The sequence below is a fragment of the Streptomyces sp. NPDC058051 genome (assembly GCF_042885475.1).
In the GTDB taxonomy this organism is placed as follows: Bacteria; Actinomycetota; Actinomycetes; order Streptomycetales; family Streptomycetaceae; genus Streptomyces.
The window spans coordinates 303235-325097 of the sequence record NZ_JBHVRW010000004.1 but is presented as its reverse complement, the minus strand read 5'-3'; the positions used below and the strand labels follow the sequence as shown (position 1 = coordinate 325097).

Sequence of the window (21863 nt, the reverse complement as noted above, 5' to 3'; positions counted from 1 at the left end):
CCTGTAAGCGACCGCTAAAGGGGTCGCCGGTGTGCGGTGCCTTACAGCCCCGGGATGCGGCCGTTGCGGAAGAGGTCCACGAAGATCTGGTGGTCGGCGCGGGCCCGCGCGCCGTAGCTGTGGGCGAAGTCCACCAGCAGGCCGGCGAATCCCTCCTCGTCCGCCGCGATCGCGGCGTCGATCGCCCGTTCCGTGGAGAACGGAACCAGCGAGTGGCCGCTCTCGTCGTCCGCCGCGGAGTGCATCGTCGCCGTCGCCCGGCCGAGGTCGGCGACGACCGCGGCGATCTCCTCCGGCTCGTCGATGTCGGACCAGTCCAGATCGACCGCGTACGGAGACACCTCGGCGACCAGATGACCCGCCCCGTCCAGCTCGGTCCAGCCGAGCCACGGGTCGGCGTGCGCCTGCAGGGCACGCTGCGAGATCACCGTGCGATGGCCCTCGTGCTGGAAGTACTCGCGCACGGCCGTGTCGGTGACGTGGCGGGAGACCGCGGGGGTCTGTGCCTGCTTGAGATAGATCACCACATCGTTCTCCAGGGCGTCGCTGTTGCCCTCCAGAAGGATGTTGTACGAGGGCAGCCCGGCCGAACCGATGCCGATGCCGCGACGGCCGACGACATCCTTCACGCGGTACGAGTCGGGGCGGGTCAGGCTCGACTCCGGCAGTGTCTCCAGATAGCCGTCGAAGGCGGCCAGCACCTTGTAGCGCGTCGCCGCGTCCAGATCGATCGAGCCGCCGCCCGGCGCGAACCGGCGCTCGAAGTCCCGGATCTCCGTCATCGAGTCCAGCAGCGCGAAGCGGGTCAGCGACCGGGCGTCACGCAGCGCGTCCAGCAGCGGGCCCTCGGCCGTGTCGAGAGTGAAGGGCGGCACCTCGTCGTTCTTCGCGCCCGTCGACAGGGCGTGGATCCGCTCGCGGTAGGCCGCCGCGTAGATCCGGACCAGCTCGGTGATCTGGTCGTCACCCAGCGCCTTCGCGTACCCGAGCAGCGCGACGGAGGCGGCGAACCGCTTCAGGTCCCAGGTGAACGGGCCGACGTACGCCTCGTCGAAGTCGTTCACATTGAAGACCAGCCGGCCGTTGGCGTCCATGTACGTGCCGAAGTTCTCCGCGTGCAGATCGCCGTGGATCCACACCCTTCCGGTCCGCTCGTCCAGATACGGGCCGCCGTGCCGCTCGTGCGCCAGGTCGCCGTAGAAGAGGCACGCCGTGCCCCGGTAGAAGGCGAACGCCGATCCCGCCATCTTGCGGAACTTGACCCGGAAGGCGGCAGGATCGGCGGCCAGCAGCTCCCCGAACGCGGTGTCGAACACCTCAAGAATCTGCTCCCCGCGCTGCGCTGCGCCGGTCTGCGCTTCCGACATCTCTGGTTGCCTCTCCTGGTACCTGGCGTGCATGACAAAAAGGACGGACTTCTCAGCCCTTCCAACGCGCGACCGTACCCGGGAGTGCCCCTCGGCTGTCACCTCGGAGACGTAGACTTCCACGCTGTCCCCCCAGTCCGTCATCGCCCGTTTTCCCGGAGGCACAGCGCCGTGACCAAGCCGCCCTTTACGCACCTCCACGTCCACACCCAGTACTCGCTGCTGGACGGTGCCGCGCGGCTCAAGGACATGTTCGACGCGTGCAACGAAATGGGCATGTCGCACATCGCGATGACGGACCACGGCAACCTGCACGGTGCCTACGACTTCTTCCACCAGGCGAAGAAGGCGGAGGTGACGCCCATCATCGGCATCGAGGCGTACGTCGCCCCGGAGTCGCGCAAGCACAAGCGGAAGATCCAGTGGGGCCAGCCGCACCAGAAGCGTGACGACGTCTCGGGTTCGGGTGGTTACACCCACAAGACGATCTGGGCGGCGAACGCGACGGGCCTGCACAACCTCTTCCGGCTGTCCTCGGACGCGTACGCGGAGGGCTGGCTGCAGAAGTGGCCGCGCATGGACAAGGAGACCATCGCCCAGTGGTCCGAGGGCCTGATCGCCTCCACCGGCTGCCCCTCGGGCGAGGTGCAGACACGCCTGCGGCTCGGCCAGTTCGACGAGGCGGTCCAGGCGGCCTCCGACTACAAGGACATCTTCGGCGAGGGCAAGTACTTCCTGGAGCTGATGGACCACGGCATCGAGATCGAGCGCCGGGTCCGCGACGGGCTCCTCGAAATCGGCAAGAAGCTGAACATCCCGCCGCTGGTGACCAACGACTCGCACTACACCTACGCGCACGAGGCCACCGCGCACGACGCCCTGCTGTGCATCCAGACCGGCAAGAACCTCTCCGACCCGGACCGCTTCCGCTTCGACGGCACCGGCTACTACCTCAAGACGACCGAGGAGATGTACGGCGTCGACTCCTCCGACGCCTGGCAGGAGGGGTGCGCCAACACGCTGCTGGTCGCCCAGCAGATCGACACCAGCGGCATGTTCGAGAAGCGCGACCTGATGCCGAAGTTCGACATCCCGGACGGCTACACGGAGATCACCTGGTTCCAGGAGGAGGTCCGGGTCGGCATGAACCGCCGCTTCCCGGGCGGCGTCCCCGAGGACCGGCAGAAGCAGGCCGAGTACGAGATGGACGTCATCATCCAGATGGGGTTCCCGGGATACTTCCTGGTGGTCGCCGACTTCATCATGTGGGCGAAGAACAACGGCATCGCGGTCGGCCCCGGCCGAGGCTCCGCGGCCGGCTCGATCGTGGCGTACGCGATGGGCATCACCGACCTCGACCCGATCGAGCACGGACTGATCTTCGAGCGGTTCCTCAACCCCGAGCGCGTCTCCATGCCCGACGTCGACATCGACTTCGACGAGCGCAGGCGCGTCGAAGTGATCAGGTACGTGACGGAGAAGTACGGCGCCGACAAGGTCGCCATGATCGGCACGTACGGCAAGATCAAGGCGAAGAACGCCATCAAGGACTCCGCCCGCGTCCTCGGCTACCCGTACGCCATGGGCGACCGGCTCACCAAGGCCATGCCCGCCGACGTCCTCGGCAAGGGCATCGACCTCAACGGCATCACCGACCCGAAGCACCCGCGCTACAGCGAGGCGGGCGAGATCCGGGGGATGTACGAGAACGAGCCGGACGTGAAGAAGGTCATCGACACCGCGAAGGGCGTCGAGGGCCTGGTCCGGCAGATGGGCGTGCACGCCGCAGGCGTGATCATGTCCAGCGAGCCCATCGTCGACCACGCCCCGGTCTGGGTGCGGCACACCGACGGCGTCACCATCACGCAGTGGGACTACCCGCAGTGCGAGTCGCTCGGCCTGCTGAAGATGGACTTCCTCGGCCTGCGCAACCTCACCATCATGGACGACGCCGTCAAGATGGTGGAGAGCAACAAGGGCGTCAAGCTGGACCTGCTCGGCCTCCCGCTGGACGACCCGAAGACGTACGAGATGCTCTGCCGCGGTGACACGCTCGGCGTCTTCCAGTTCGACGGCGGCCCGATGCGCTCCCTGCTGCGCCAGATGCAGCCCGACAACTTCGAGGACATCTCCGCCGTCTCGGCCCTGTACCGACCGGGCCCGATGGGCATGAACTCGCACACGAACTACGCCGAGCGCAAGAACGGCCGCCAGGAGATCACCCCGATCCACCCGGAGCTGGAGGAGCCGCTCAAGGAGACGCTCGGCCTGACCTACGGCCTGATCGTCTACCAGGAGCAGGTGCAGAAGGCCGCCCAGATCGTCGCCGGATACTCGCTCGGCGAGGCCGACATCCTGCGCCGCGTGATGGGCAAGAAGAAGGCCGACGAGCTGGCGAAGAACTTCGTCCTCTTCCAGGCGGGCGCCAAGAAGAACGACTACTCCGACGCCGCGATCCAGGCCCTGTGGGACGTGCTGGTCCCGTTCGCCGGATACGCGTTCAACAAGGCGCACTCCTCCGCGTACGGCCTGGTCACCTACTGGACCGCGTACCTGAAGGCGAACTACCCCGCCGAGTACATGGCGGCGCTGCTGACCTCGGTCAAGGACGACAAGGACAAGTCGGCGGTCTATCTCAACGAGTGCCGCCGCATGGGCATCAAGGTGCTGCCGCCCAATGTCAACGAGTCCCTGTCGAACTTCGCCGCACAGGGCGACGACGTGATCCTCTTCGGCCTCACGGCCGTCCGCAACGTGGGCCAGAACGTCGTCGACTCGATCATCCGCTCCCGCAAGGCGAAGGGGAAGTACAGCAGCTTCCCCGACTTCCTGGACAAGGTCGAGGCGGTCGTCTGCAACAAGCGCACCGTCGAATCACTCATCAAGGCCGGCGCCTTCGACGAGATGGGCCACACCCGCAAGGGCCTGGTCGCCCACCACGAGCCGATGATCGACAACGTGGTGCAGGTCAAGCGCAAGGAGGCCGAGGGGCAGTTCGACCTCTTCGGCGGCATGGGCGAGGAGGAGAGCGACGAGCCGGGCTTCGGGCTCGACGTGGAGTTCTCCGACATCGAGTGGGAGAAGTCGTACCTGCTGGCGCAGGAGCGCGAGATGCTCGGCCTGTACGTCTCCGACCACCCGCTCTTCGGCCTGGAGCACGTGCTGTCCGACAAGGCCGATGCCTCGGTCTCCCAGCTCACCGGCGGGGAACACGCCGACGGCGCCATCGTCACCGTCGGCGGCATCATCTCCGGCCTCCAGCGCAAGATGACCAAGCAGGGCAACGCCTGGGCCATCGCCACCGTCGAGGACCTGGCCGGTTCCATCGAGTGCATGTTCTTCCCCGCCACCTATCAGCTGGTCTCCACCCAGCTCGTCGAGGACACCGTCGTCTTCGTCAAGGGACGCCTCGACAAGCGGGAGGACGTGCCCCGGCTCGTCGCCATGGAGATGCAGGTCCCCGACATCTCCTCGGCCGGGACCAACGCCCCCGTGGTCCTGACCATCCCCACGGTCAAGATCACCCCGCCGATGGTCAGCCGCCTCGGCGAGGTCCTCAGCAACCACCGGGGGGACACCGAGGTGCGGATCAGGCTCCAGGGCCCGCGCAAGACCACGGTGCTCCGGCTCGACCGGCACCGGGTGAAGCCCGACCCGGCGCTCTTCGGTGACCTGAAGGTGCTGCTCGGACCGTCCTGCCTGGCGGGCTGAGCGGCACCGCACCGGCAGACGCACAAGAGGGGCGCCCCGCGGCCGCGGGGCGCCCCTCTCGGCCACCCGGCCTGCGGCCGGACCGGAGAATCCGCCCGGTCAGTTGTGGCCGAAGCGCCGCTGATGCTTACGGGCGGCATCACCAGGGCTGCCCTGGGCCTGCGACTGAGGCTGTATCTGCGATTCGTACGTCGTCGCCTTGTCCTCTTGCGCACCGTGCTCGGGACCGGACGCGCGGTTCTGCCGGCCGCTCTGCTTGCGGTTCTTGTTCTTGGCCATGGTGTTCCTCCTGGGGGACTCTCGGGGCCAGGACCGCGTTCAGATTCACATGAGGGAATAAACGGTGCATGTTGGATCATTACTGTGCGTAGCGGTGGGGTATTATGCGCCGTTTTCCGGATCCGCCACGCCGATGATCGAGTTCCGGACGTCTACCCCCGTGCCGTCGGGCAGACTCGATGGAAACCCTTGGCAAAGACCACACCCGAACTTCTGGAAGAGGGGTGGAACACGTGGACCGTTGCGTCGTCCTCGTGGACGCCGGCTACCTGCTGGGCGCAGCCGCGAGCCTGCTGGCCGGGGAGCCCGCCCGTTCCCGCATCACCGTCGACCACGCGGCCCTCATCCGGGGCCTGCGCGAGCTGGCCGAGGACGATACGCAGCTGCCGCTGCTGCGCATCTACTGGTTCGACGGCGCCCCCGACCGCGTACCGCAGCCCGAACACCGCAGGCTGCGGGTGATGCCCCGGGTGACCGTGCGACTCGGTGCCCTGACCCGCAGCGACGGGCGCTGGGCGCAGAAGGGCGTCGACGCCGCCATGCACGCCGAACTCACCGAACTGGCCAGGAACCGGGCCTGTTCCGATGTGGTGCTGGTGACCGGTGACGGCGATCTGCTGCCCGGCCTGATGTCCGCCAAGGAACACGGCGTCGCCGTCCACCTGTGGGCCGTCCAGGCCGCCGACGGGGACTACAACCAGTCCGAGGACCTGGTCGCCGAGGCCGACGAACGAAGGGTGCTCGACCGGGCCTGGATCACCCAGGCCGTACAGGCCAAGGAGACCGGCGGTGTCTGCGCCCCGCCGCCCGCGCCCCGCCCGGAGATCGCCGCGATCCTCTCGGCGCCGCTGCCCGAGGCGGCCCTCGCCGCCTCCGCCGAGCGGGCCTCACAGGCCCGGACGGCCGCCGACGACGGCGCGGGGCCGGTGCGCGGGGAGAGCCCCGCCGACCGGCCCGGCCACGGTGCGAAGGGCGTGCCCACCCCGAAGGACCTGGCGGGAAGCCTGCGCGGCCCCGGCGTCCAGCCCGCCCAGCCCTCGCCCGCCAACGCCACCCTGCGCTGGTCCTCCGACAAGGGCTGGATGGAGCGCGGCGGGCCCCTGGGCGAGCCCGCCGAGACCGCGTCCCTCCCGACCCTGGCCCAGCTCACCAGCGCCGAGCAGCGCTGGGCGGACCGCGAGGAGGACATCACGACCGTCGGCGGTGACCCCTTCGAGGTGGGTCAGGTCTTCGCCCGCCGCTGGATGGAGCGCCTGCCGGAGACCGCTCATCTCCAGACGCTGTCGACCATGTATCCGCGCATTCCGCACCGCATCGACGGAGAACTGCTGCGGTACGCGGCACGGTTCGGCCTGCTCGCCCACAAGGACGACCAGATCGACGAACACGACCGCTACGCGATCCGGGCGGGCTTCTGGCGGGAGATCGACGTACGGGCCGCGGCGGAGCAGGCCCCGGCGGAGGAGCGGACGACTCCGTCCGGCGACTGAGGGCACAGCGGCCTCGCGGCCGGCCGGCTCGCGGCGCCGGTGCCCCACCGGCACGGCCCCGCGCGCGATCAGGGGCATCCGACCCCGTACTCTCGTACCTCGTGAGTACGGGCACAGCACAGGCGCAGACGGCGACCGGGACCGTGTGCGCGGTGCGTGATCTGGTCAAGACCTATCCCGCAGCCCGCGGTCGCCGCGGTGCGCCCGCCACGCCCGAGGTACGCGCCACCGACGGGATCAGCCTGGATGTCCGGCGCGGCGAGATCTTCGGACTCCTCGGCCCCAACGGCGCCGGAAAGTCCACCCTGGTACGGCAGCTCACCGGGCTGATGCGACCCGACTCCGGCAGCGTCACGCTGCTCGGCCACGATCTCGTACGCCATCCCGAGCGCGCCTCCCGGCTGATCGGATACCTCGGGCAGGAGTCCACCGCCCTCGACGAACTGACCGTGTCGCTCGCCGCCGAGACCACCGGACGGCTGCGCGGCCTCGCGGTACGGGACGCCCGCGCCGAGCGCGACGCCGTACTCGACGAACTCGGTCTCACGGAGATCGCCGGCCGCCCGTTGAGGAAGCTCTCCGGCGGGCAGCGGCGGCTCGCCTGCCTCGCCGCCGCGCTCGTCGGCGAGCGGCCGGTGCTGGTGCTCGACGAGCCGACGACCGGAATGGACCCTGTCGCACGGCGCGCCGTCTGGGCCGCCGTGGACCGGCGCCGGGCCGAGCGCGGCACGACGGTGCTGCTCGTCACCCACAACGTCATCGAGGCCGAGACGGTGCTCGACCGGGTCGCCGTGATCGAACGGGGCAGGGTCATCGCCTGCGACACCCCTGCCGGGCTCAAGGAGCGGGTCGCGGGCGAGGTCCGGGTCGAGCTGGTGTGGCGTGAACGGGCGCCGCTGGACGTGCCCGAGGTCGCCGCGCTGCGCGGATCGGCGCAGGAGTCCGGGCGGCGCTGGGTGCTGCGGCTCTGCCCCGACGAGGCGCGGGCGGCGGTCGCCGCGGTGACCGGCGGTGCGGCCTTCGCCGCGCTCGACGACTTCACGCTGGCGACGCCCAGCCTGGAGGACGTCTACCTCGCCCTCGGCGGGGACGGGGCCAAGGGGCTGGTGAAGTCATGAGCGGGGCGATCGGGTGCACAGGCGTGGCCGGGCCGGGAGCGAACAGGAGCAGTGCCAGGTGACGAGCATCGTTCCCGCGCAGGCGGTGACCGGACCCGTCCGGACCGGCGAGGACGGACGGGTCGGCGGGGGACCGGCGGCTGCCGTGCCGCTTGCGCCGCGGGCCCGGCTGTTCCCCTCCCTCGCGGCGGTCTACCGGGCTCAGCTGTCCCGGGCCAGGGTCGCCCGTATCCCGCTGCTCTTCGTCGCGACCTTCCAGTCCGTGGGGATCATGGTGCTGATGCGCGGCGTCGTGGACGGCGGCGTCGAGGCGCGTGCCGTCGTCGCCGGGTCCAGCGTCCTCGTGGTGGCGTTCGTCGCGCTCAATCTGCTCGCCCAGTACTTCGGGCAGCTGCGGGCCGGCGGCGGGCTCGACCACTACGCCACGCTGCCGGTGCCGCCCGCCGCGGTGGTGCTCGGTGCGGCCGGGGCGTACGCCTCCTTCACGGTGCCCGGCACGATCGTCACAGCCGTGGCGGGGAGCATGCTGTTCGGGCTGCCGCTGACACATCTGTGGGTGCTCGTCGCCGTCATTCCGCTCTCCGGGGCGGCGCTCTCCGGGCTCGGTGCCGCGATGGGGCTGCTCGCTCCCCGGCAGGAGCTGGCCACGCTGCTCGGGCAGCTGGGCATGTCGGCGGCGCTGCTGCTCGGCGTCCTGCCGGCCGACCGGCTGCCCGAGCCGGTCGTCTGGGCCCGCGATCTGCTGCCGTCGACCTACGGCGTCGAGGCGCTCTCCCGGTCCTTCGACGCCCACCCCGACTGGAAGATCGTCGTACTGGATCTCGCGGTCTGTGCCGTCGTCGGCGTCCTCTCGCTGGCGGCGGCCACCTGGGCATATCGCAGGGCAGCGGTCCGGTGAGGCACGCCACAGGGACGCCTGGCACGATGGCACAGTGACCGCACCCCTGACGCCGCCCCACCAGCCCTCGTCCGACGGCCCCTGGCAGACCTCGCCGCAATGGGGTGGCCCCGGAGGCCCGGGGAGTCACCCTGCCGGCAGCCTGCCGGATTCGCCCGAGGAGCGGGATCTCCGTGGGGATCTGCGGCGAGCGGCTGTCGTCACCGCCCTCGTGACCGTGGCGGGCGTCGGGCTCGGTCTCCTCTGGGTGTGGCTGGCTCCGCGGGTTCCGCTGATCTCCGACAGCACGGCCGTCTTCCTCAACGACAGCGAGGGCGAGGAGGCGATCGGCGCCGACGGAACGTTCGTGCTGCTGGCTCTGGCCTTCGGCGCCGTCTGTGCGGCTGCCGTCTTCCTGTTCCACCGGCGTGGCGGAATCGCCCTGGTGGTGGGGCTCGCGCTGGGCGGCCTGCTCGGTTCCGTGCTGGCCTGGCGGCTGGGGGTGTGGCTCGGGCCGGACCAGGACGTGGTCGCTCACGCCCGAGCGGTCGGCAAGGGCGTGGTCTTCGACGCGCCGCTCCAGTTGCGGGCCAAGGGAGCGTTGCTGGCGTGGCCGCTGGGGGCGATGGCCGTTCATCTCGGCTTGACCGCGTTGTTCGGGCCGCGCGATCCGGAGCCGGAGTGGGGGGTCTCCCCGCAGTGGGCCGCGGGCGGGCCCGTGCCGGGTGCGGCCCCGGGGTCGGGCGCGGGGACAGGTGCGGGCGGAGACGTGCCGCCGGTGCCGCCGGCCGGGTCGTAGCGGATCCGGGCTGGTTCGGACGGGATCCTCCGGCGCAGCGCAGTGCCGTGCAGCGCCGTAGTGCCGTTCAGTGCCGGGCGTCGCGAGTCAGTGCCGGGCGTCGCGAGCCGGTGCCTGCCGCGGCACTAGCCCCGGCCGATCTCCGCGAACACCGCTCCTGTCAGGGACGCCAGATCCACGGGGGAGAGTTCGACCTCCAGACCGCGGCGGCCGGCCGAGACGCAGATCGTCTCGTGGGACCGCGCCGAGGCGTCCAGCACCGTACGCAGCCGCTTCCGCTGACCCAGCGGGGAGATGCCGCCCCGCACGTAGCCGGTGGTGCGTTCCGCGGCTGCCGGGTCGGCCATCGCGGCGCGCTTGCCGCCCACCGCGGAGGCCAGGGCCTTGAGGTCCAGGGAGCCGGCCACCGGGACGACCGCGACGGTGAGGGTGCCGTCGACGTCCGCGACCAGGGTCTTGAAGACCCGGTCGGGGGAGACACCCAGGGCCTCGGCGGCCTCTTCGCCGTAGGAGGCCGCCGCCGGGTCGTGGTCGTACGCGTGGACGGTGAACGCCGTGCCGGCCGCACTCAGCGCGACCGTTGCCGGGGTGCCGCCGGACTGTTGCTGCTTCTTCGGCTTCTTCGCCACGGGGCGGGGTCCTCGGGTCGCTCGGTCGTCGGTTTCAGTTGGGGTGGGTCGGGGCGCGCGTCAGGTCCACCGCGGGCAGGGACGGAAGATGCCGGATGACGGCGGTCTCGGCGCGCAGCAGCGTCAGTTCCTCGCGCAGCCTGGTCGCGGTGTCGGGCGCCTGGAGCAGCCGCTGCTTGCACGGGATGTCCAGGACGGCCGCCGCCGCGACCAGGTAGGAGACGACGGAGGGGTCGTCGGGCAGGTCGGCGCCCGTCGTCAGGGAGCGTTCGCTCGCCCCGGCCAGCCGCTTCTGGTAGGTGCGGAAGGCCCGCAGGACGCCCTCGGCGAGCGCGCCGGCCTCCTCGCCGGGTTCTTCGTCCAGCTCTTCGAGTTCGGCCGTCAGAAAAGGGCCGCTCGCGTCGACGGAGAGCAGCTTGGCGCGGGTGGTGCCGGTCGCGAGGACCTCGAAGCTGCCGTCCTGCCGTTCCCGGATCTTCGCCGCGTCGGCGACGCAGCCGACCCGGTGGAAGGTCTGGATCGGGTCGGGGCCGAAGCCGTCCGCGGGCCCTCGCTCGGCGGGGGTACGCGTCGCCTCCGGCATTCCGGCGGCTGTCGGGGCGACCTCGCGGCCGTCGCGGATCGCGACCACGGCGAAGCGGCGGGGCTCGTCGGCGTCGGTCTTCAGCAACTCGCGCATCATGGCGCGATAACGCTCCTCGAAGACGTTCAGCGGCAGCACGAGGCCGGGGAACAGCACCGCGTTCAGCGGGAACAGGGGCAGGCGAGCGGTGGTCACAACCGTTAAGCGTAATGGCCGTGGGACCGGCCCCGGTCGGTCCGGCCCGGTACGGGCCTCGCGCGGGCCACCCGGAGCCGTGCTTCCTCCCGCGCGTCGAGGAACCGGCCGAGCGGATCGTCGGAGACGGACGACCACGGGAACGACGACGCGTGGGGGCCGATCCGCCGGAACTGTTCCAGCGCCTCGTCCCAGCGGCCCCGGGCGACCAGCACGAACGCCAGCAGGTTGCGGACCTCGGCGGGCCACGGATCACCGGGTTCGAACGAGGCGGACAACGTGATCGCGAGATCCGCCGCCGCGTCGATCCGTTCCTCCTGCACCGAGGTGGTCCGTGCGTCCGGACCCTCGATCAGCAGGGCGAAGGCGGCCCGCAGCGGCAGCGCCTGCACGAGCGAGCTGGGCAGCGCGTCCTCGGCGGCCCGCTCGGCGAAGTCGAAGCATTCGCGGTGCGAGCCGTACCAGGCGGCGGAGAGGTACCGCAGCGCCGCGACATGGCAGCCGTAGTGGTGCGAGGAGCGCTGGATCGCCTGCGCCCACAACTCCCCGAACAGGGTGTGCGTGGCGTGCGTGCCGCGCGCGTGGTCGAGCGCGAGCCGCCAGGGCACCGGGTCGCGGGGGTCGCTGTCGGCGGCGGCGGTGATCAGCGGTGCCACCTCGCGCAACTGCTCCGCCCGGACGGGGGACTCCCAGGCCCGGCGGACCGCCAGCTCGGCCTTGACGAGGAGCGCGTCCGGGTCGTGCGGCGCGGCGGCGAGCCAGTCGGTCAGCCAGCCGTCGCGGTTGCGGGCGAACGTGACGAGCCGGCTGAGGTAGCGGTCCCGGTTCTCCCACTCGGCGCCGTCCCGCGTGGTGGCGAGGAGTTTCGAGGCCGGTTCGTACTCCCCGAGGGCGGCGGCGACGAGCGCCGGGGAGAGCCGCTCGTCGGGGGCGTCGAGCAGCACCGCGTTGTCCGCGGGCACTCCGGCGAACCCTGGCGGGAAGTGCCGGACGGTGCGCGCGGTACGGAGCAGAGCGCGAAGGAATGACATGGTGTGGACCATTAAAAAGGCTGGTCGGGACAGCGCCAGGGGGGCGCTGTGAAGCTTTGGTGCCGAGTGGATTGGTTGTACCGGGAAGAGTCAACAGAAGGTAAAGGAATGCGGGGGATCTGGCTTGTTCCTGTGGTTCCGGCCATCGGGATCCGGTACTTCGGCCGCGCCTCGTCCGGCCTTTCGACCGCGGCCCCGGACGCCGTGCGGGCCGTTCAGCGGAAGGGGTTCCGGGCCTGGCACGCCCGGTCTCCCGCCCCGCCGCGGCCGGATTCCGGTCACCCCCGGCGCAGCAGGCGCGAGGCGCCCGCCGCGACGGTCGTGGCCAGGATCCACCCCAGCAGGACGAGCACGGCCGCCGCCCACTGCCAGCCGCCCTCCATCCGCCAGTAGCCGTCCTGGCCGAGATTGATCACCGGAATCAGCAGGTCCAGGGCGTACAGCGGCGCGTTCCACGACGGGTGCTCGTCCCCTTTGATCGCCGCCGGGTCGTGCTGGGAGAAGGCCAGCGCGCCCGCCGCCCACAGCACCGCCATCCACACCGCGGCCCGCCCCGGCCGGTAGCCGTACGCCACCGTCCAGTCCTGGAGGAAGCCCCAGAGCTTCGCGGCCGGGGGCAGCGCCTCGCGGCGCCGCCGCTGCTTGGCCAGCAGCACCTCGCGGGCGTCCGCGTCCTCCCCGCAGTTGCGCAGCACCGTGGCGAGGCGTTCGTACGGTTCCGGTACGTACTCCGGGGTCGCCGCCGCCACCCACTCCAGGCGCCGGGAGAGCGGGAAGTGCCCGTACGGGACGAGGTTCTCGTACACGAAACCGCCCATCGCCAGACCGCCGGGCCCCGGCCAGCTGGTCGACACGTCGATCAGCGTGACGACCCTCGCGCCGTTCAGCACGACCCGGCCCTCCTCAGGCCGCTCCGCGTTGAACCGCAGCTCCGGGGCGACGATCCGGCGCAGTGACAGCTCCTCGTGCCGGGCCAGGACGAACCGCGCCTTGTGCAGATCGACCGCGTCGCCGAAGCGCCCGTCGTCCAGGCGCACCCCGCCGCGGCACTCGAAGAACTGCGAACGCGTACCGCGCGCCGGGGTGGGGGCCATGACGATGCCGTACGGCGGAGTGGTGCCCTGGTTCCCGGTGTCGATGCTCACCCACGCCTCGCTCATGTACAGCGTCCGCTCCACTGTGAGCTGCGGCGCGTTCAGCGCGCGCCTGCCCTCCCTGCCCCGCAGCCGGCTGCCGCGCAGGCTCAGCGAACCGCCGACCTTCGCCCCGCGCAGGCTCAGCTCGCCGCGCGCCTCCACGAGTTCCGCCTGAAGGTCCTGGGCGACCGCCAGCCCGTCGGCGGCCAGGGCGCGCCCGTTCCGGTCGGGGCCGATCTCGATCTGGTTGATCAGCAGGTCGGTGCCGATCTGCGCGTCGGTGAGCCGGATCCCGTGCGCGACGCGGCAGCGCGGCAGATGCAGATCGCCCTCCGTGCGCAGCCGGGCCGCCTCCAGCCGCGGCATCGCACAGCCGACGATCCGCAGCGTGGTGAAGTGGCATTCCGGCAGCACCACCTCGCTCTCGAAGCGGCAGCCGGTCAGCTCGACGTACGGTGCGACGCGCCCGCCCGCGAGATCGAGTGTTCCGGTGACGCGTACGCCCCGGAGCTTCAGCGCGGCGACCCGGCCGGGCCGCGGCGGCGGCCCGGACAGCAGCAGCCGGGCGACGACCCGCCCGTCCACACTGCGTTCCGGTCCCCAGACGCGGGGCGCGAACGGATCGTCCTGCTCCGGATCACGGGTCCGCAGATCGTAGGTACTGCCGTTCCTGAAGGCCTGCCACATGCCCAGTTCGGCCGCGCTGAGACCGTCCGGGAAATCGCCTTCGTGCGGTTCCGTCACGGGTGCCCCTTCCGCTCGGAGCTGTTCTTCCCTCTGAGTGACGACGTGAACGCTATTGGTCAGCTATGACGGGCAGGACATGTATCAGCCAGTGATACGGGCGACCGGACGCCGGAGACGGTCTGCGAGAATTGCGGTGTGATCTCTCGAATCGATCTGCGCGGCGACACCCTCCCCGAGGGCGGAGCCCTGCGCGACCTGCTGCCCCGTGCCGAGTTCGACGTGGAAGCCGCGCTGGAGACGGTGCGCCCCATCTGCGAGGACGTACGCCATCGTGGCTCAGCGGCAGTGATCGAGTGGGGGGAGAAATTCGACGGCGTACGGATCGACTCGACCCGTGTCCCGGCCACCGCGCTCACCGAGGCGCTGGAAGGGCTCGACCCCGGCGTACGGGCCGCCCTGGAGGAGTCGATCCGCCGCGCCCGTCTCGTCCACCGCGAGCAGCGCCGCGCCACGCACACCACCCAGGTCGTCCCCGGCGGCACCGTCACCGAGAAGTGGGTGCCGGTCGAGCGCGTCGGGCTGTACGTGCCGGGCGGGCGCTCCGTCTACCCGTCGTCCGTCGTCATGAACGTCGTACCGGCCCAGGAGGCCGGCGTCGAGGGCGTCGCCGTGGCGTCCCCGCCGCAGAAGGACTTCGACGGCCTGCCGCACCCGACCATCCTCGCCGCCTGCGCCCTGCTCGGCGTCGACGAGGTCTACGCGGCCGGTGGCGCCCAGGCCATCGCGATGTTCGCGTACGGAACGGCCGAATGTCCTCCGGTGAACCTCGTCACCGGCCCCGGCAACATCTACGTCGCCGCCGCCAAGCGCCTCCTCAAGGGCCGGATCGGCATCGACGCCGAAGCGGGCCCCACCGAGATCGCGATCCTCGCCGACTCCACCGCCGATCCGGTGCACGTCGCCGCCGACCTGATCAGCCAGGCCGAGCACGACCCGATGGCCGCCGCCGTCCTCGTCACCGACTCCGAGGAGCTGGCCGCCGCCACCGAGGCCGAGCTGAAGCCGCAGATCGCCGCGACCAAGCACATCACCGACCGGATCGAGCCCGCGCTGGCCGGCCGCCAGTCCGCGATCGTCCTCGTCGACGACCTGGAGGACGGCCTCAAGGTCGTCGACGCGTACGCCGCCGAGCACCTGGAGATCCAGACCGCGGACGCCGCCGCCGTCGCCGACCGGGTCCGCAACGCCGGGGCGGTCTTCGTGGGCCCCTGGGCCCCGGTCTCCCTCGGCGACTACTGCGCCGGCTCCAACCACGTCCTGCCGACCGGTGGCTGCGCCTGCCACTCCTCGGGCCTGTCCGTGCAGTCCTTCCTGCGCGGCATCCACATCGTCGACTACACGCGCGACGCGCTCGCCGAGGTCGCCCACCACGTGGTGACCCTCGCCGAGGCGGAGGACCTCCCCGCCCACGGCGCCGCGCTCAAGGCCAGGTTCGGCTGGAAGGTTCCGCAGCAGTGACGCACAGCAACACCCCGCCGACGACACGCATCGACGATCTCCCGGTCCGCGACGAACTGCGCGGCAAGTCCCCGTACGGAGCGCCGCAGATCGACGTGCCCGTGCGGCTGAACACCAACGAGAACCCCTACCCGCTGCCCGACGCGCTCGTCGACCGGATCACCGAGCGCGTCCGCGAGGCCGCCCGCGACCTCAACCGCTATCCCGACCGGGAAGCCGTGGAGCTCCGTACGGAACTCGCCCGCTACCTCAGCCGCACCGCCGGCCACGAGGTCACCGTCGCCAACGTCTGGGCGGCCAACGGCTCCAACGAGGTCATCCAGCAACTGCTGCAGACCTTCGGCGGCCCGGGACGCACCGCGATCGGCTTCGAGCCCTCGTACTCCATGCACGCCCTCATCGCCCGGGGCACCGGCACCGGCTGGATCTCCGGACCGCGCAACGAGGACTTCACCATCGACGTCGAGGCCGCCCGGAAGGCCATCGCCGAGCACCGGCCCGACGTCGTCTTCATCACCTCGCCCAACAACCCCACCGGCACCGCCGTCGACGCCGAGACCGTCCTCGCGCTCTACGAGGCGGCCCAGGCGGCCAAGCCGTCGATGGTCGTCGTCGACGAGGCGTACGGCGAGTTCAGCCACCGCCCCTCGCTGCTCCCGCTGATCGAGGGACGGCCGACCATGGTGCTCTCGCGCACCATGTCGAAGGCGTTCGGCGCCGCCGGACTGCGCCTCGGCTACCTCGCCGCCGACCCGGCCGTCGTCGACGCCGTCCAGCTGGTGCGCCTGCCGTACCACCTGTCCTCCCTCACCCAGGCCACCGCGCTCGCCGCCCTGGAGCACACGGACACGCTGCTCGGATACGTCGCCCAGCTCAAGAGCGAGCGGGACCGGATCGTCACCGAGCTGCGCGCTCTCGGCTACGACGTCACCGACTCGGACGCGAACTTCGTCCAGTTCGGCCGCTTCGCCGACAGCCACACCGCCTGGCAACGGATCCTCGACCGGGGCGTCCTGGTCCGGGACAACGGCGTACCGGGATGGCTGCGGGTCTCCGCGGGCACCCCGGCAGAGAACGACGCGTTCCTCGATGCGGTACGCGAACTGAAGAAGGAGCACGACGCATGACTCGCGCGGCCCGCGTAGGAAGAGTCGAACGCACCACCAAGGAGACCTCGGTCCTCGTCGAGATCAACCTCGACGGCACCGGCAAGGTCGACGTGTCGACCGGGGTCGGCTTCTACGACCACATGCTCGACCAGCTCGGCCGGCACGGGCTCTTCGACCTCACGGTCAAGACCGACGGCGACCTGCACATCGACTCGCACCACACCATCGAGGACACCGCCCTCGCGCTGGGCGCCGCGTTCAAGCAGGCCCTCGGCGACAAGGTCGGCATCTACCGCTTCGGCAACTGCACCGTCCCGCTGGACGAGTCGCTGGCCCAGGTCACCGTCGACCTGTCCGGCCGCCCGTACCTCGTGCACACCGAGCCCGAGAACATGGCGCCCATGATCGGCGAGTACGACACCACGATGACCCGGCACATCCTGGAGTCCTTCGTCGCCCAGGCGCAGATCGCGCTGCACGTCCACGTGCCGTACGGGCGCAACGCCCACCACATCGTCGAGTGCCAGTTCAAGGCGCTCGCCCGCGCTCTGCGCTACGCCAGTGAGCACGACCCGCGCGCTGCCGGGATCCTCCCCTCCACGAAGGGCGCGCTGTGACCGGCCTCAACACCGTCCTGATAGTCGTCGGCCTCTTCCTGGCCGGCGGTGTGTACTCCTTCTCGAAGCAGAAGATGCCCAAGGGCGTCATCGTCCTGCTCGGGCTCGCGTCCGTGATGTGCCTGGTCGCAGGTGTCATGCGGATCCAGGGACTCTGGGACTGAGGTACGACTTGTGAGCGATACGCAGAGCGGCAAGAAGAAGGTCGTCGTCTTCGACTACGGCTTCGGTAATGTCCGGTCGGCCGAGCGGGCCCTCGCCCATGTCGGAGCGGACGTCGAGATCACCCGCGACTACGAGAGGGCGATGAACGCCGACGGGCTGCTGGTGCCCGGCGTCGGTGCGTTCTCCGCCTGCATGGAAGGGCTGAAGAAGGCCCGGGGTGAATGGATCATCGGCCGCAGGCTCTCCGGAGGCCGCCCCGTCATGGGGATCTGCGTCGGTATGCAGATCCTCTTCGCGCGGGGCATCGAGCACGGCGTGGAGACGGAGGGGCTGGACGAATGGCCGGGCGCCGTCACCCCGCTGAAGGCCCCGATCGTCCCGCACATGGGCTGGAACACCGTGCGGTCCCCCGAGGACTCCCAGCTCTTCGCGGGCCTCGACCCCGAGGCCCGGTTCTACTTCGTGCACTCCTACGCCGCGCACGAGTGGAGCCTGGAGGTCACCAACGCCAATATCCGCGCTCCCCGGGTCACCTGGGCCACCCACGGCGAGCCGTTCGTCGCGGCCGTGGAGAACGGCGCCCTGTGGGCCACCCAGTTCCACCCCGAGAAGTCCGGCGATGCCGGCGCCCAGCTGCTGACCAACTGGATTGAGACGCTGTAATGCCGAAGCTTGAACTCCTCCCCGCCGTCGACGTCCGCGACGGCCAGGCCGTCCGCCTCGTCCACGGCGAGTCCGGTTCCGAGACCTCCTACGGTGACCCGCTGCAGGCCGCCCTGGCCTGGCAGCAGGCGGGCGCCGAATGGCTGCACCTCGTCGACCTGGACGCCGCGTTCGGCACCGGCGACAACCGGGCGCAGATCGCCGAGGTCGCCCGTTCCATGGACATCAAGGTCGAGCTCTCCGGCGGCATCCGCGACGATGCCTCGCTCGCCGCCGCCCTCGCCACCGGCTGCACCCGGGTCAACCTCGGCACCGCCGCGCTGGAGACCCCGGAATGGGTCGCCAAGATCATCGCCGAGCACGGTGACAAGATCGCCGTCGGCCTCGACGTCCGCGGCACGACGCTGCGCGGCCGCGGCTGGACCCGCGACGGCGGAGACCTCTACGAGACGCTCGCCCGTCTCGACTCCGAGGGCTGCGCCCGTTACGTCGTCACCGACATCGCCAAGGACGGCACGCTCCAGGGCCCCAATCTGGAGCTCCTGAAGAACGTCTGCGCCGCCACCGACAAGCCCGTCGTCGCTTCCGGCGGCGTCTCCTCGCTGGACGACCTGCGGGCCATCGCCTCGCTCGTCCCGGACGGCGTCGAGGGCGCGATCGTCGGCAAGGCGCTGTACGCCAAGGCGTTCACCCTCGAAGAGGCGTTGCAGGTGGTGTCCGGATGACCGACTCCGTCAACCGCATCTCCTCCGGCGCCCCCTGGGAGGAGAAGTTCGGCTACTCGCGCGCGGTCCAGCTGCCGAACGGCCTCGTCCTGGTCGCCGGCTGCACCTCGGTGGAGAACGGCCAGATCGCCGCCGGCGGCCCGTACGAGCAGACCGTCACCTCCTTCAAGGTCGCCATCGACGCCCTGAAGCAGCTCGGTCTGGGCCGCGAGGACGTCGTCCGCACCCGGATGTACCTCACGCACGCCCGGGACGTGGACGAGGTCGGCCGCGCCCACAAGGAACTGTTCGGCGACGTGCGCCCCGCCGCGTCGATGATCATCGTGTCGGGTTTCGTGGATCCGAGCCTGGTCGTCGAGGTCGAGGTCGAGGCGTACCGGGCAGGTGCGCGATGACTCTCGCGGTACGTGTCATCCCGTGCCTGGACGTCGACAACGGCCGGGTCGTCAAGGGCGTCAACTTCCAGAACCTGCGCGACGCGGGCGACCCCGTCGAAATGGCGAAGCTGTACGACGCCGAGGGCGCCGACGAGCTGACCTTCCTGGACATCACCGCGTCCAGCGGGGACCGGGAGACCACCTACGACGTGGTGCGCCGCACCGCCGAGCAGGTCTTCATCCCGCTCACGGTCGGCGGCGGCGTCCGTACCACCGAGGACGTCGACAAGCTGCTGCGGGCCGGAGCGGACAAGGTCGGCGTCAACACCGCGGCCATCGCCCGCCCCGACCTCATCCGGGAGATCGCCGAACGCTTCGGCCGGCAGGTCCTGGTGCTCTCCGTGGACGCCCGTCGCACCCCTGCGGGCACCTTCGAGGTCACCACGCACGGCGGACGCAAGGGCACCGGAATCGACGCCGTCGAATGGGCGCACCGGGCCGCCGAGCTGGGCGCGGGGGAGATCCTGCTCAACTCGATGGACGCGGACGGCACCAAGGACGGCTACGACACCGAGATGATCGCGGCGGTCCGGGAGCACGTGACCGTCCCCGTCATCGCCTCCGGCGGCGCGGGCCGGCTCGCGGACTTCGCGCCGGCCATCGCGGCGGGCGCCGACGCCGTGCTCGCCGCGTCCGTCTTCCACTTCGGCGATCTGCGGATCTCCGAGGTCAAGGGCGCTCTCAGGGAGGCCGGACACCCGGTCCGCTGAGCGCCGTACTCCATCGATCGCCGGACGAGCCGTGATGGCTCGTCCGGCGATCGGCGTTCCGCGCGCTGCTTCCGCACCCCCGCAGCGACCGGAATCCCACAACTTTTATTGCGCAAATAATATTGCGCAAGTTTCCTTTCCTGTCTACGGTGAGGGACATGGCAAGCAACGAATTGCGCCGGATCTCGGACCTGGAGACCCTCAAGGCGTTCGGGCACCCCCTGCGGATGAAGCTCTACCGCGCGCTCTACATCTCCCGTCAGGCCACCGCGTCGCAGCTCGCCGAGCAGGTCGACGAGGCGGTCTCGCTGGTGAGCTACCACCTGCGCAAGCTCGCCGACCACGGCCTGATCGAGGAGGCCGAACAGCAGGGCACCGACGGCCGCGAGCGCTGGTGGCAGCCCGCCTCGAAGGGGCTGACCTTCCACGACGAGGACTTCAGGGACGCGCCCGAGAAGGCCGCCACGCACGCCGCCGTCGGCCGGCTCTCCTTCGATCAGCACGTCGAGCTGTACCGCCGCTACCTCGACTCGGTCCAGGGCTGGCCGCAGGAGTGGCGCGCCGCCGCCTCCAGCTCCGAGTACCTGGCCCGCCTCACCGCCGAGGAGCTCGCCGCTCTCAACCGCGAGATGCACGAGCTGATCCGGCGGTACGAGGAGGCCGGCCGCGCCCGTGACGAGGCCGGAGACACGGAAGGGCGCGAGAACGTCGCCCTGCACCTGTACGGATTCCCGTTCCGCACCTGACGCGCCGACCCTGGAGGACCACTCGCATGACCGCCACCGTCACGGCCGTGAAAGCTCCGGAACGCCCCGCCCACCGCGACGGCAACGTCCTGCGCTGGCTCGGCGCCTACGCCGCGTCGATGATCGGCGACAGCGTCTACTACATGGCCCTCGCCTGGTCCGCCGCCCGCACCGGCAGCGCCACCCAGGCCGGACTCGTCCTCGCCGTCGGCTCCATACCCCGGGCCGTGCTGATGCTCGGCGGGGGAGTGCTCGCCGACCGGCTCGGCCCGCGCCGCGTCGTCATCGGCAGCGACGCCGTCCGCTGCCTGGTCGTGCTGGGCCTGGCGGGCGCGCTGCTGTTCACCTCGCCCGCCGTGTGGATGCTGGTCGCCGTCGCGCTCGTCTTCGGCGTGGTCGACGCGCTCTTCCTGCCCGCCGTCGGCGCCCTGCCGCCCCGGATCACCGCCGCCGGACAACTGGCCCGCGTCCAGGGGCTGCGCGGGCTCGCCGCCCGTACCGCCAATGTCGTCGGCGCCCCGCTCGGCGGCGCCGCCGTGGCCTTCGGCGGCCCGACGCTCGCCTTCGCCGCGGCCGGGGTGCTCTTCGCCGTGTCCCTGCCCCTGCTCCTGGCCCTGCGGATCAGCCCGCTGCCCGCCGCGGAAGCCGACGGACCGCCCGGTACCGCCTGGCACGACCTGACCGACGGGCTGCGCCACATCCGCCGCCACCCGGTGCTCGGGCCGCTGATGCTCGCCGTGGCCCTCAGCGAGCTGGGCTTCACCGGGCCGTTCAACCTCGGACTGGTCCTGCTCGCCGGACAGCGCGGCTGGGGGGCGTCCGGCATGGGCTGGGTCGTCGCCGCGTTCGGGATCGGCGCCGGTGCGTCGGCGCTGCTGCTCGCGGTGCGCGGCCGGGTGCCACGTGCCGGTCTCGTCATGTGCCTGACGGTACTGGTCGGCGCACTCGCCACAGCCGCCCTGGCCTTTGCCCCCTCGGTGGGCCTCGCCGCCGCCGTCGCCGTCTGCGTCGGGCTCTTCGCCGGACTCGGCGGCGCCCTGTGCGGCGCCCTCATCCAGACCGTCACCGACCCCGCCTACCTGGGCCGGGTCACCTCGGTCTCGACGCTCTTCACCCACGCGATCGCCCCGCTCAGCTACCCGGTCACGGGAGCAGCCGTCGCCGCCTGGGGGACGGGCCCGGTCTTCGTCACCAGCGCGGCGGTGAGCGCGGCGGGGGCGGCGGCCGGTCTGGCCTTCACCCGGCTCCGCCGCGCGGAACTCCCGCGCTGA

At 71.1% G+C, this 21863-nt stretch carries 21 protein-coding genes; 15 read left to right on the top strand and 6 right to left on the bottom strand.

Features of this window, described 5'->3' with window-relative positions; translation table 11 throughout:
• Positions 1-41: 41 nt before the first annotated feature.
• A complete protein-coding gene (locus ACFVUT_RS09415; RefSeq protein WP_389646077.1) occupies positions 42-1367 on the bottom strand; it encodes a DUF2252 domain-containing protein in 1326 nt (441 codons plus the stop codon).
• Positions 1368-1538: 171 nt separating this feature from the next.
• On the opposite strand from ACFVUT_RS09415, the gene dnaE reads away from it, so the two are divergent.
• Positions 1539-5078 carry a DNA polymerase III subunit alpha gene (dnaE, locus tag ACFVUT_RS09410; RefSeq protein WP_389646080.1) on the top strand — a complete coding sequence of 1180 codons (3540 nt, stop codon included), beginning with the start codon at positions 1539-1541 and terminating at the stop codon, positions 5076-5078.
• Positions 5079-5177: 99 nt separating this feature from the next.
• Here the strand turns inward: dnaE and ACFVUT_RS09405 are convergent, their stop codons facing one another.
• Positions 5178-5357 (bottom strand): hypothetical protein, encoded by a 180-nt coding sequence (locus tag ACFVUT_RS09405; RefSeq protein WP_389646082.1) that lies wholly within the window; start codon positions 5355-5357, stop codon positions 5178-5180.
• A gap of 224 nt (positions 5358-5581) precedes the next feature.
• On the opposite strand from ACFVUT_RS09405, the gene ACFVUT_RS09400 reads away from it, so the two are divergent.
• The 4 genes from ACFVUT_RS09400 (at position 5582) to ACFVUT_RS09385 (ending at position 9641) form a co-directional block, all read left to right on the top strand.
• Positions 5582-6847: an NYN domain-containing protein gene (locus ACFVUT_RS09400; protein ID WP_389646085.1), complete on the top strand. Its 1266-nt coding sequence runs from the start codon at positions 5582-5584 to the stop codon at positions 6845-6847.
• 143 nt (positions 6848-6990) lie between these two features.
• On the top strand, positions 6991-7965 hold the full coding sequence (locus tag ACFVUT_RS09395) for an ABC transporter ATP-binding protein (RefSeq protein ID WP_389646819.1): 975 nt from the start codon (positions 6991-6993) through the stop codon (positions 7963-7965).
• A gap of 58 nt (positions 7966-8023) precedes the next feature.
• A complete protein-coding gene (locus ACFVUT_RS09390) occupies positions 8024-8863 on the top strand; it encodes an ABC transporter permease (RefSeq protein ID WP_389646089.1) in 840 nt (279 codons plus the stop codon).
• 34 nt (positions 8864-8897) lie between these two features.
• Positions 8898-9641: an ABC transporter permease gene (locus ACFVUT_RS09385; RefSeq protein ID WP_389646091.1), complete on the top strand. Its 744-nt coding sequence runs from the start codon at positions 8898-8900 to the stop codon at positions 9639-9641.
• Positions 9642-9766: 125 nt separating this feature from the next.
• On the opposite strand, the gene ybaK is transcribed toward ACFVUT_RS09385, so the two are convergent.
• From ybaK to ACFVUT_RS09365, 4 genes are all read right to left on the bottom strand, one after another.
• Positions 9767-10270 (bottom strand): Cys-tRNA(Pro) deacylase, encoded by a 504-nt coding sequence (ybaK, locus tag ACFVUT_RS09380; RefSeq protein WP_389646093.1) that lies wholly within the window; start codon positions 10268-10270, stop codon positions 9767-9769.
• Positions 10271-10304: 34 nt separating this feature from the next.
• Positions 10305-11048 carry an LON peptidase substrate-binding domain-containing protein gene (locus ACFVUT_RS09375; protein ID WP_389646096.1) on the bottom strand — a complete coding sequence of 248 codons (744 nt, stop codon included), beginning with the start codon at positions 11046-11048 and terminating at the stop codon, positions 10305-10307.
• 5 nt (positions 11049-11053) lie between these two features.
• On the bottom strand, positions 11054-12091 hold the full coding sequence (locus ACFVUT_RS09370; protein WP_389646099.1) for a hypothetical protein: 1038 nt from the start codon (positions 12089-12091) through the stop codon (positions 11054-11056).
• A 266-nt stretch (positions 12092-12357) separates the two neighbouring features.
• On the bottom strand, positions 12358-13959 hold the full coding sequence (locus ACFVUT_RS09365) for an oxidoreductase (protein WP_389646102.1): 1602 nt from the start codon (positions 13957-13959) through the stop codon (positions 12358-12360).
• Positions 13960-14097: 138 nt separating this feature from the next.
• On the opposite strand from ACFVUT_RS09365, the gene hisD reads away from it, so the two are divergent.
• The 10 genes from hisD (at position 14098) to ACFVUT_RS09315 (ending at position 21863) form a co-directional block, all read left to right on the top strand.
• Positions 14098-15420 carry a histidinol dehydrogenase gene (hisD, locus tag ACFVUT_RS09360; protein WP_389646104.1) on the top strand — a complete coding sequence of 441 codons (1323 nt, stop codon included), beginning with the start codon at positions 14098-14100 and terminating at the stop codon, positions 15418-15420.
• Positions 15417-16547 carry a histidinol-phosphate transaminase gene (locus ACFVUT_RS09355; RefSeq protein ID WP_389646106.1) on the top strand — a complete coding sequence of 377 codons (1131 nt, stop codon included), beginning with the start codon at positions 15417-15419 and terminating at the stop codon, positions 16545-16547. The genes hisD and ACFVUT_RS09355 overlap by 4 nt, the downstream gene beginning before the upstream one ends.
• Complete coding sequence (gene hisB / locus ACFVUT_RS09350) at positions 16544-17146, top strand: imidazoleglycerol-phosphate dehydratase HisB (RefSeq protein ID WP_389646108.1); 603 nt, start codon at positions 16544-16546, stop codon at positions 17144-17146. The genes ACFVUT_RS09355 and hisB overlap by 4 nt, the downstream gene beginning before the upstream one ends.
• Complete coding sequence (locus ACFVUT_RS09345) at positions 17143-17310, top strand: hypothetical protein (protein ID WP_389646110.1); 168 nt, start codon at positions 17143-17145, stop codon at positions 17308-17310. The genes hisB and ACFVUT_RS09345 overlap by 4 nt, the downstream gene beginning before the upstream one ends.
• A gap of 10 nt (positions 17311-17320) precedes the next feature.
• Entirely contained in the window at positions 17321-17974 is a 654-nt protein-coding gene (gene hisH / locus ACFVUT_RS09340) for an imidazole glycerol phosphate synthase subunit HisH (protein WP_389646112.1), read from the top strand.
• Entirely contained in the window at positions 17974-18699 is a 726-nt protein-coding gene (gene priA / locus ACFVUT_RS09335) for a bifunctional 1-(5-phosphoribosyl)-5-((5-phosphoribosylamino)methylideneamino)imidazole-4-carboxamide isomerase/phosphoribosylanthranilate isomerase PriA (RefSeq protein ID WP_389646114.1), read from the top strand. The genes hisH and priA overlap by 1 nt, the downstream gene beginning before the upstream one ends.
• A complete protein-coding gene (locus ACFVUT_RS09330) occupies positions 18696-19094 on the top strand; it encodes a RidA family protein (RefSeq protein ID WP_389646116.1) in 399 nt (132 codons plus the stop codon). The genes priA and ACFVUT_RS09330 overlap by 4 nt, the downstream gene beginning before the upstream one ends.
• Positions 19091-19846 carry an imidazole glycerol phosphate synthase subunit HisF gene (gene hisF / locus ACFVUT_RS09325; protein WP_389646118.1) on the top strand — a complete coding sequence of 252 codons (756 nt, stop codon included), beginning with the start codon at positions 19091-19093 and terminating at the stop codon, positions 19844-19846. The genes ACFVUT_RS09330 and hisF overlap by 4 nt, the downstream gene beginning before the upstream one ends.
• Positions 19847-20004: 158 nt before the next feature.
• On the top strand, positions 20005-20592 hold the full coding sequence (locus tag ACFVUT_RS09320) for an ArsR/SmtB family transcription factor (RefSeq protein WP_389646119.1): 588 nt from the start codon (positions 20005-20007) through the stop codon (positions 20590-20592).
• A 26-nt stretch (positions 20593-20618) separates the two neighbouring features.
• Complete coding sequence (locus ACFVUT_RS09315; protein WP_389646121.1) at positions 20619-21863, top strand: MFS transporter; 1245 nt, start codon at positions 20619-20621, stop codon at positions 21861-21863.

Excerpts from the sequence above, each read along its gene's own strand:
- ACFVUT_RS09415 (WP_389646077.1), bottom strand. The coding sequence starts at position 1,367 with ATGTCGGAAGCGCAGACCGGCGCAGCGCAGCGCGGGGAGCAGATTCTT.
- ACFVUT_RS09405 (WP_389646082.1), bottom strand. The coding sequence starts at position 5,357 with ATGGCCAAGAACAAGAACCGCAAGCAGAGCGGCCGGCAGAACCGCGCG.
- ACFVUT_RS09370 (WP_389646099.1), bottom strand. The coding sequence starts at position 12,091 with ATGGTCCACACCATGTCATTCCTTCGCGCTCTGCTCCGTACCGCGCGC.
- hisB (WP_389646108.1), top strand. The coding sequence starts at position 16,544 with ATGACTCGCGCGGCCCGCGTAGGAAGAGTCGAACGCACCACCAAGGAG.
- priA (WP_389646114.1), top strand. The coding sequence starts at position 17,974 with ATGCCGAAGCTTGAACTCCTCCCCGCCGTCGACGTCCGCGACGGCCAG.
- ACFVUT_RS09330 (WP_389646116.1), top strand. The coding sequence starts at position 18,696 with ATGACCGACTCCGTCAACCGCATCTCCTCCGGCGCCCCCTGGGAGGAG.
- hisF (WP_389646118.1), top strand. The coding sequence starts at position 19,091 with ATGACTCTCGCGGTACGTGTCATCCCGTGCCTGGACGTCGACAACGGC.
- ACFVUT_RS09320 (WP_389646119.1), top strand. The coding sequence starts at position 20,005 with ATGGCAAGCAACGAATTGCGCCGGATCTCGGACCTGGAGACCCTCAAG.
- ACFVUT_RS09315 (WP_389646121.1), top strand. The coding sequence starts at position 20,619 with ATGACCGCCACCGTCACGGCCGTGAAAGCTCCGGAACGCCCCGCCCAC.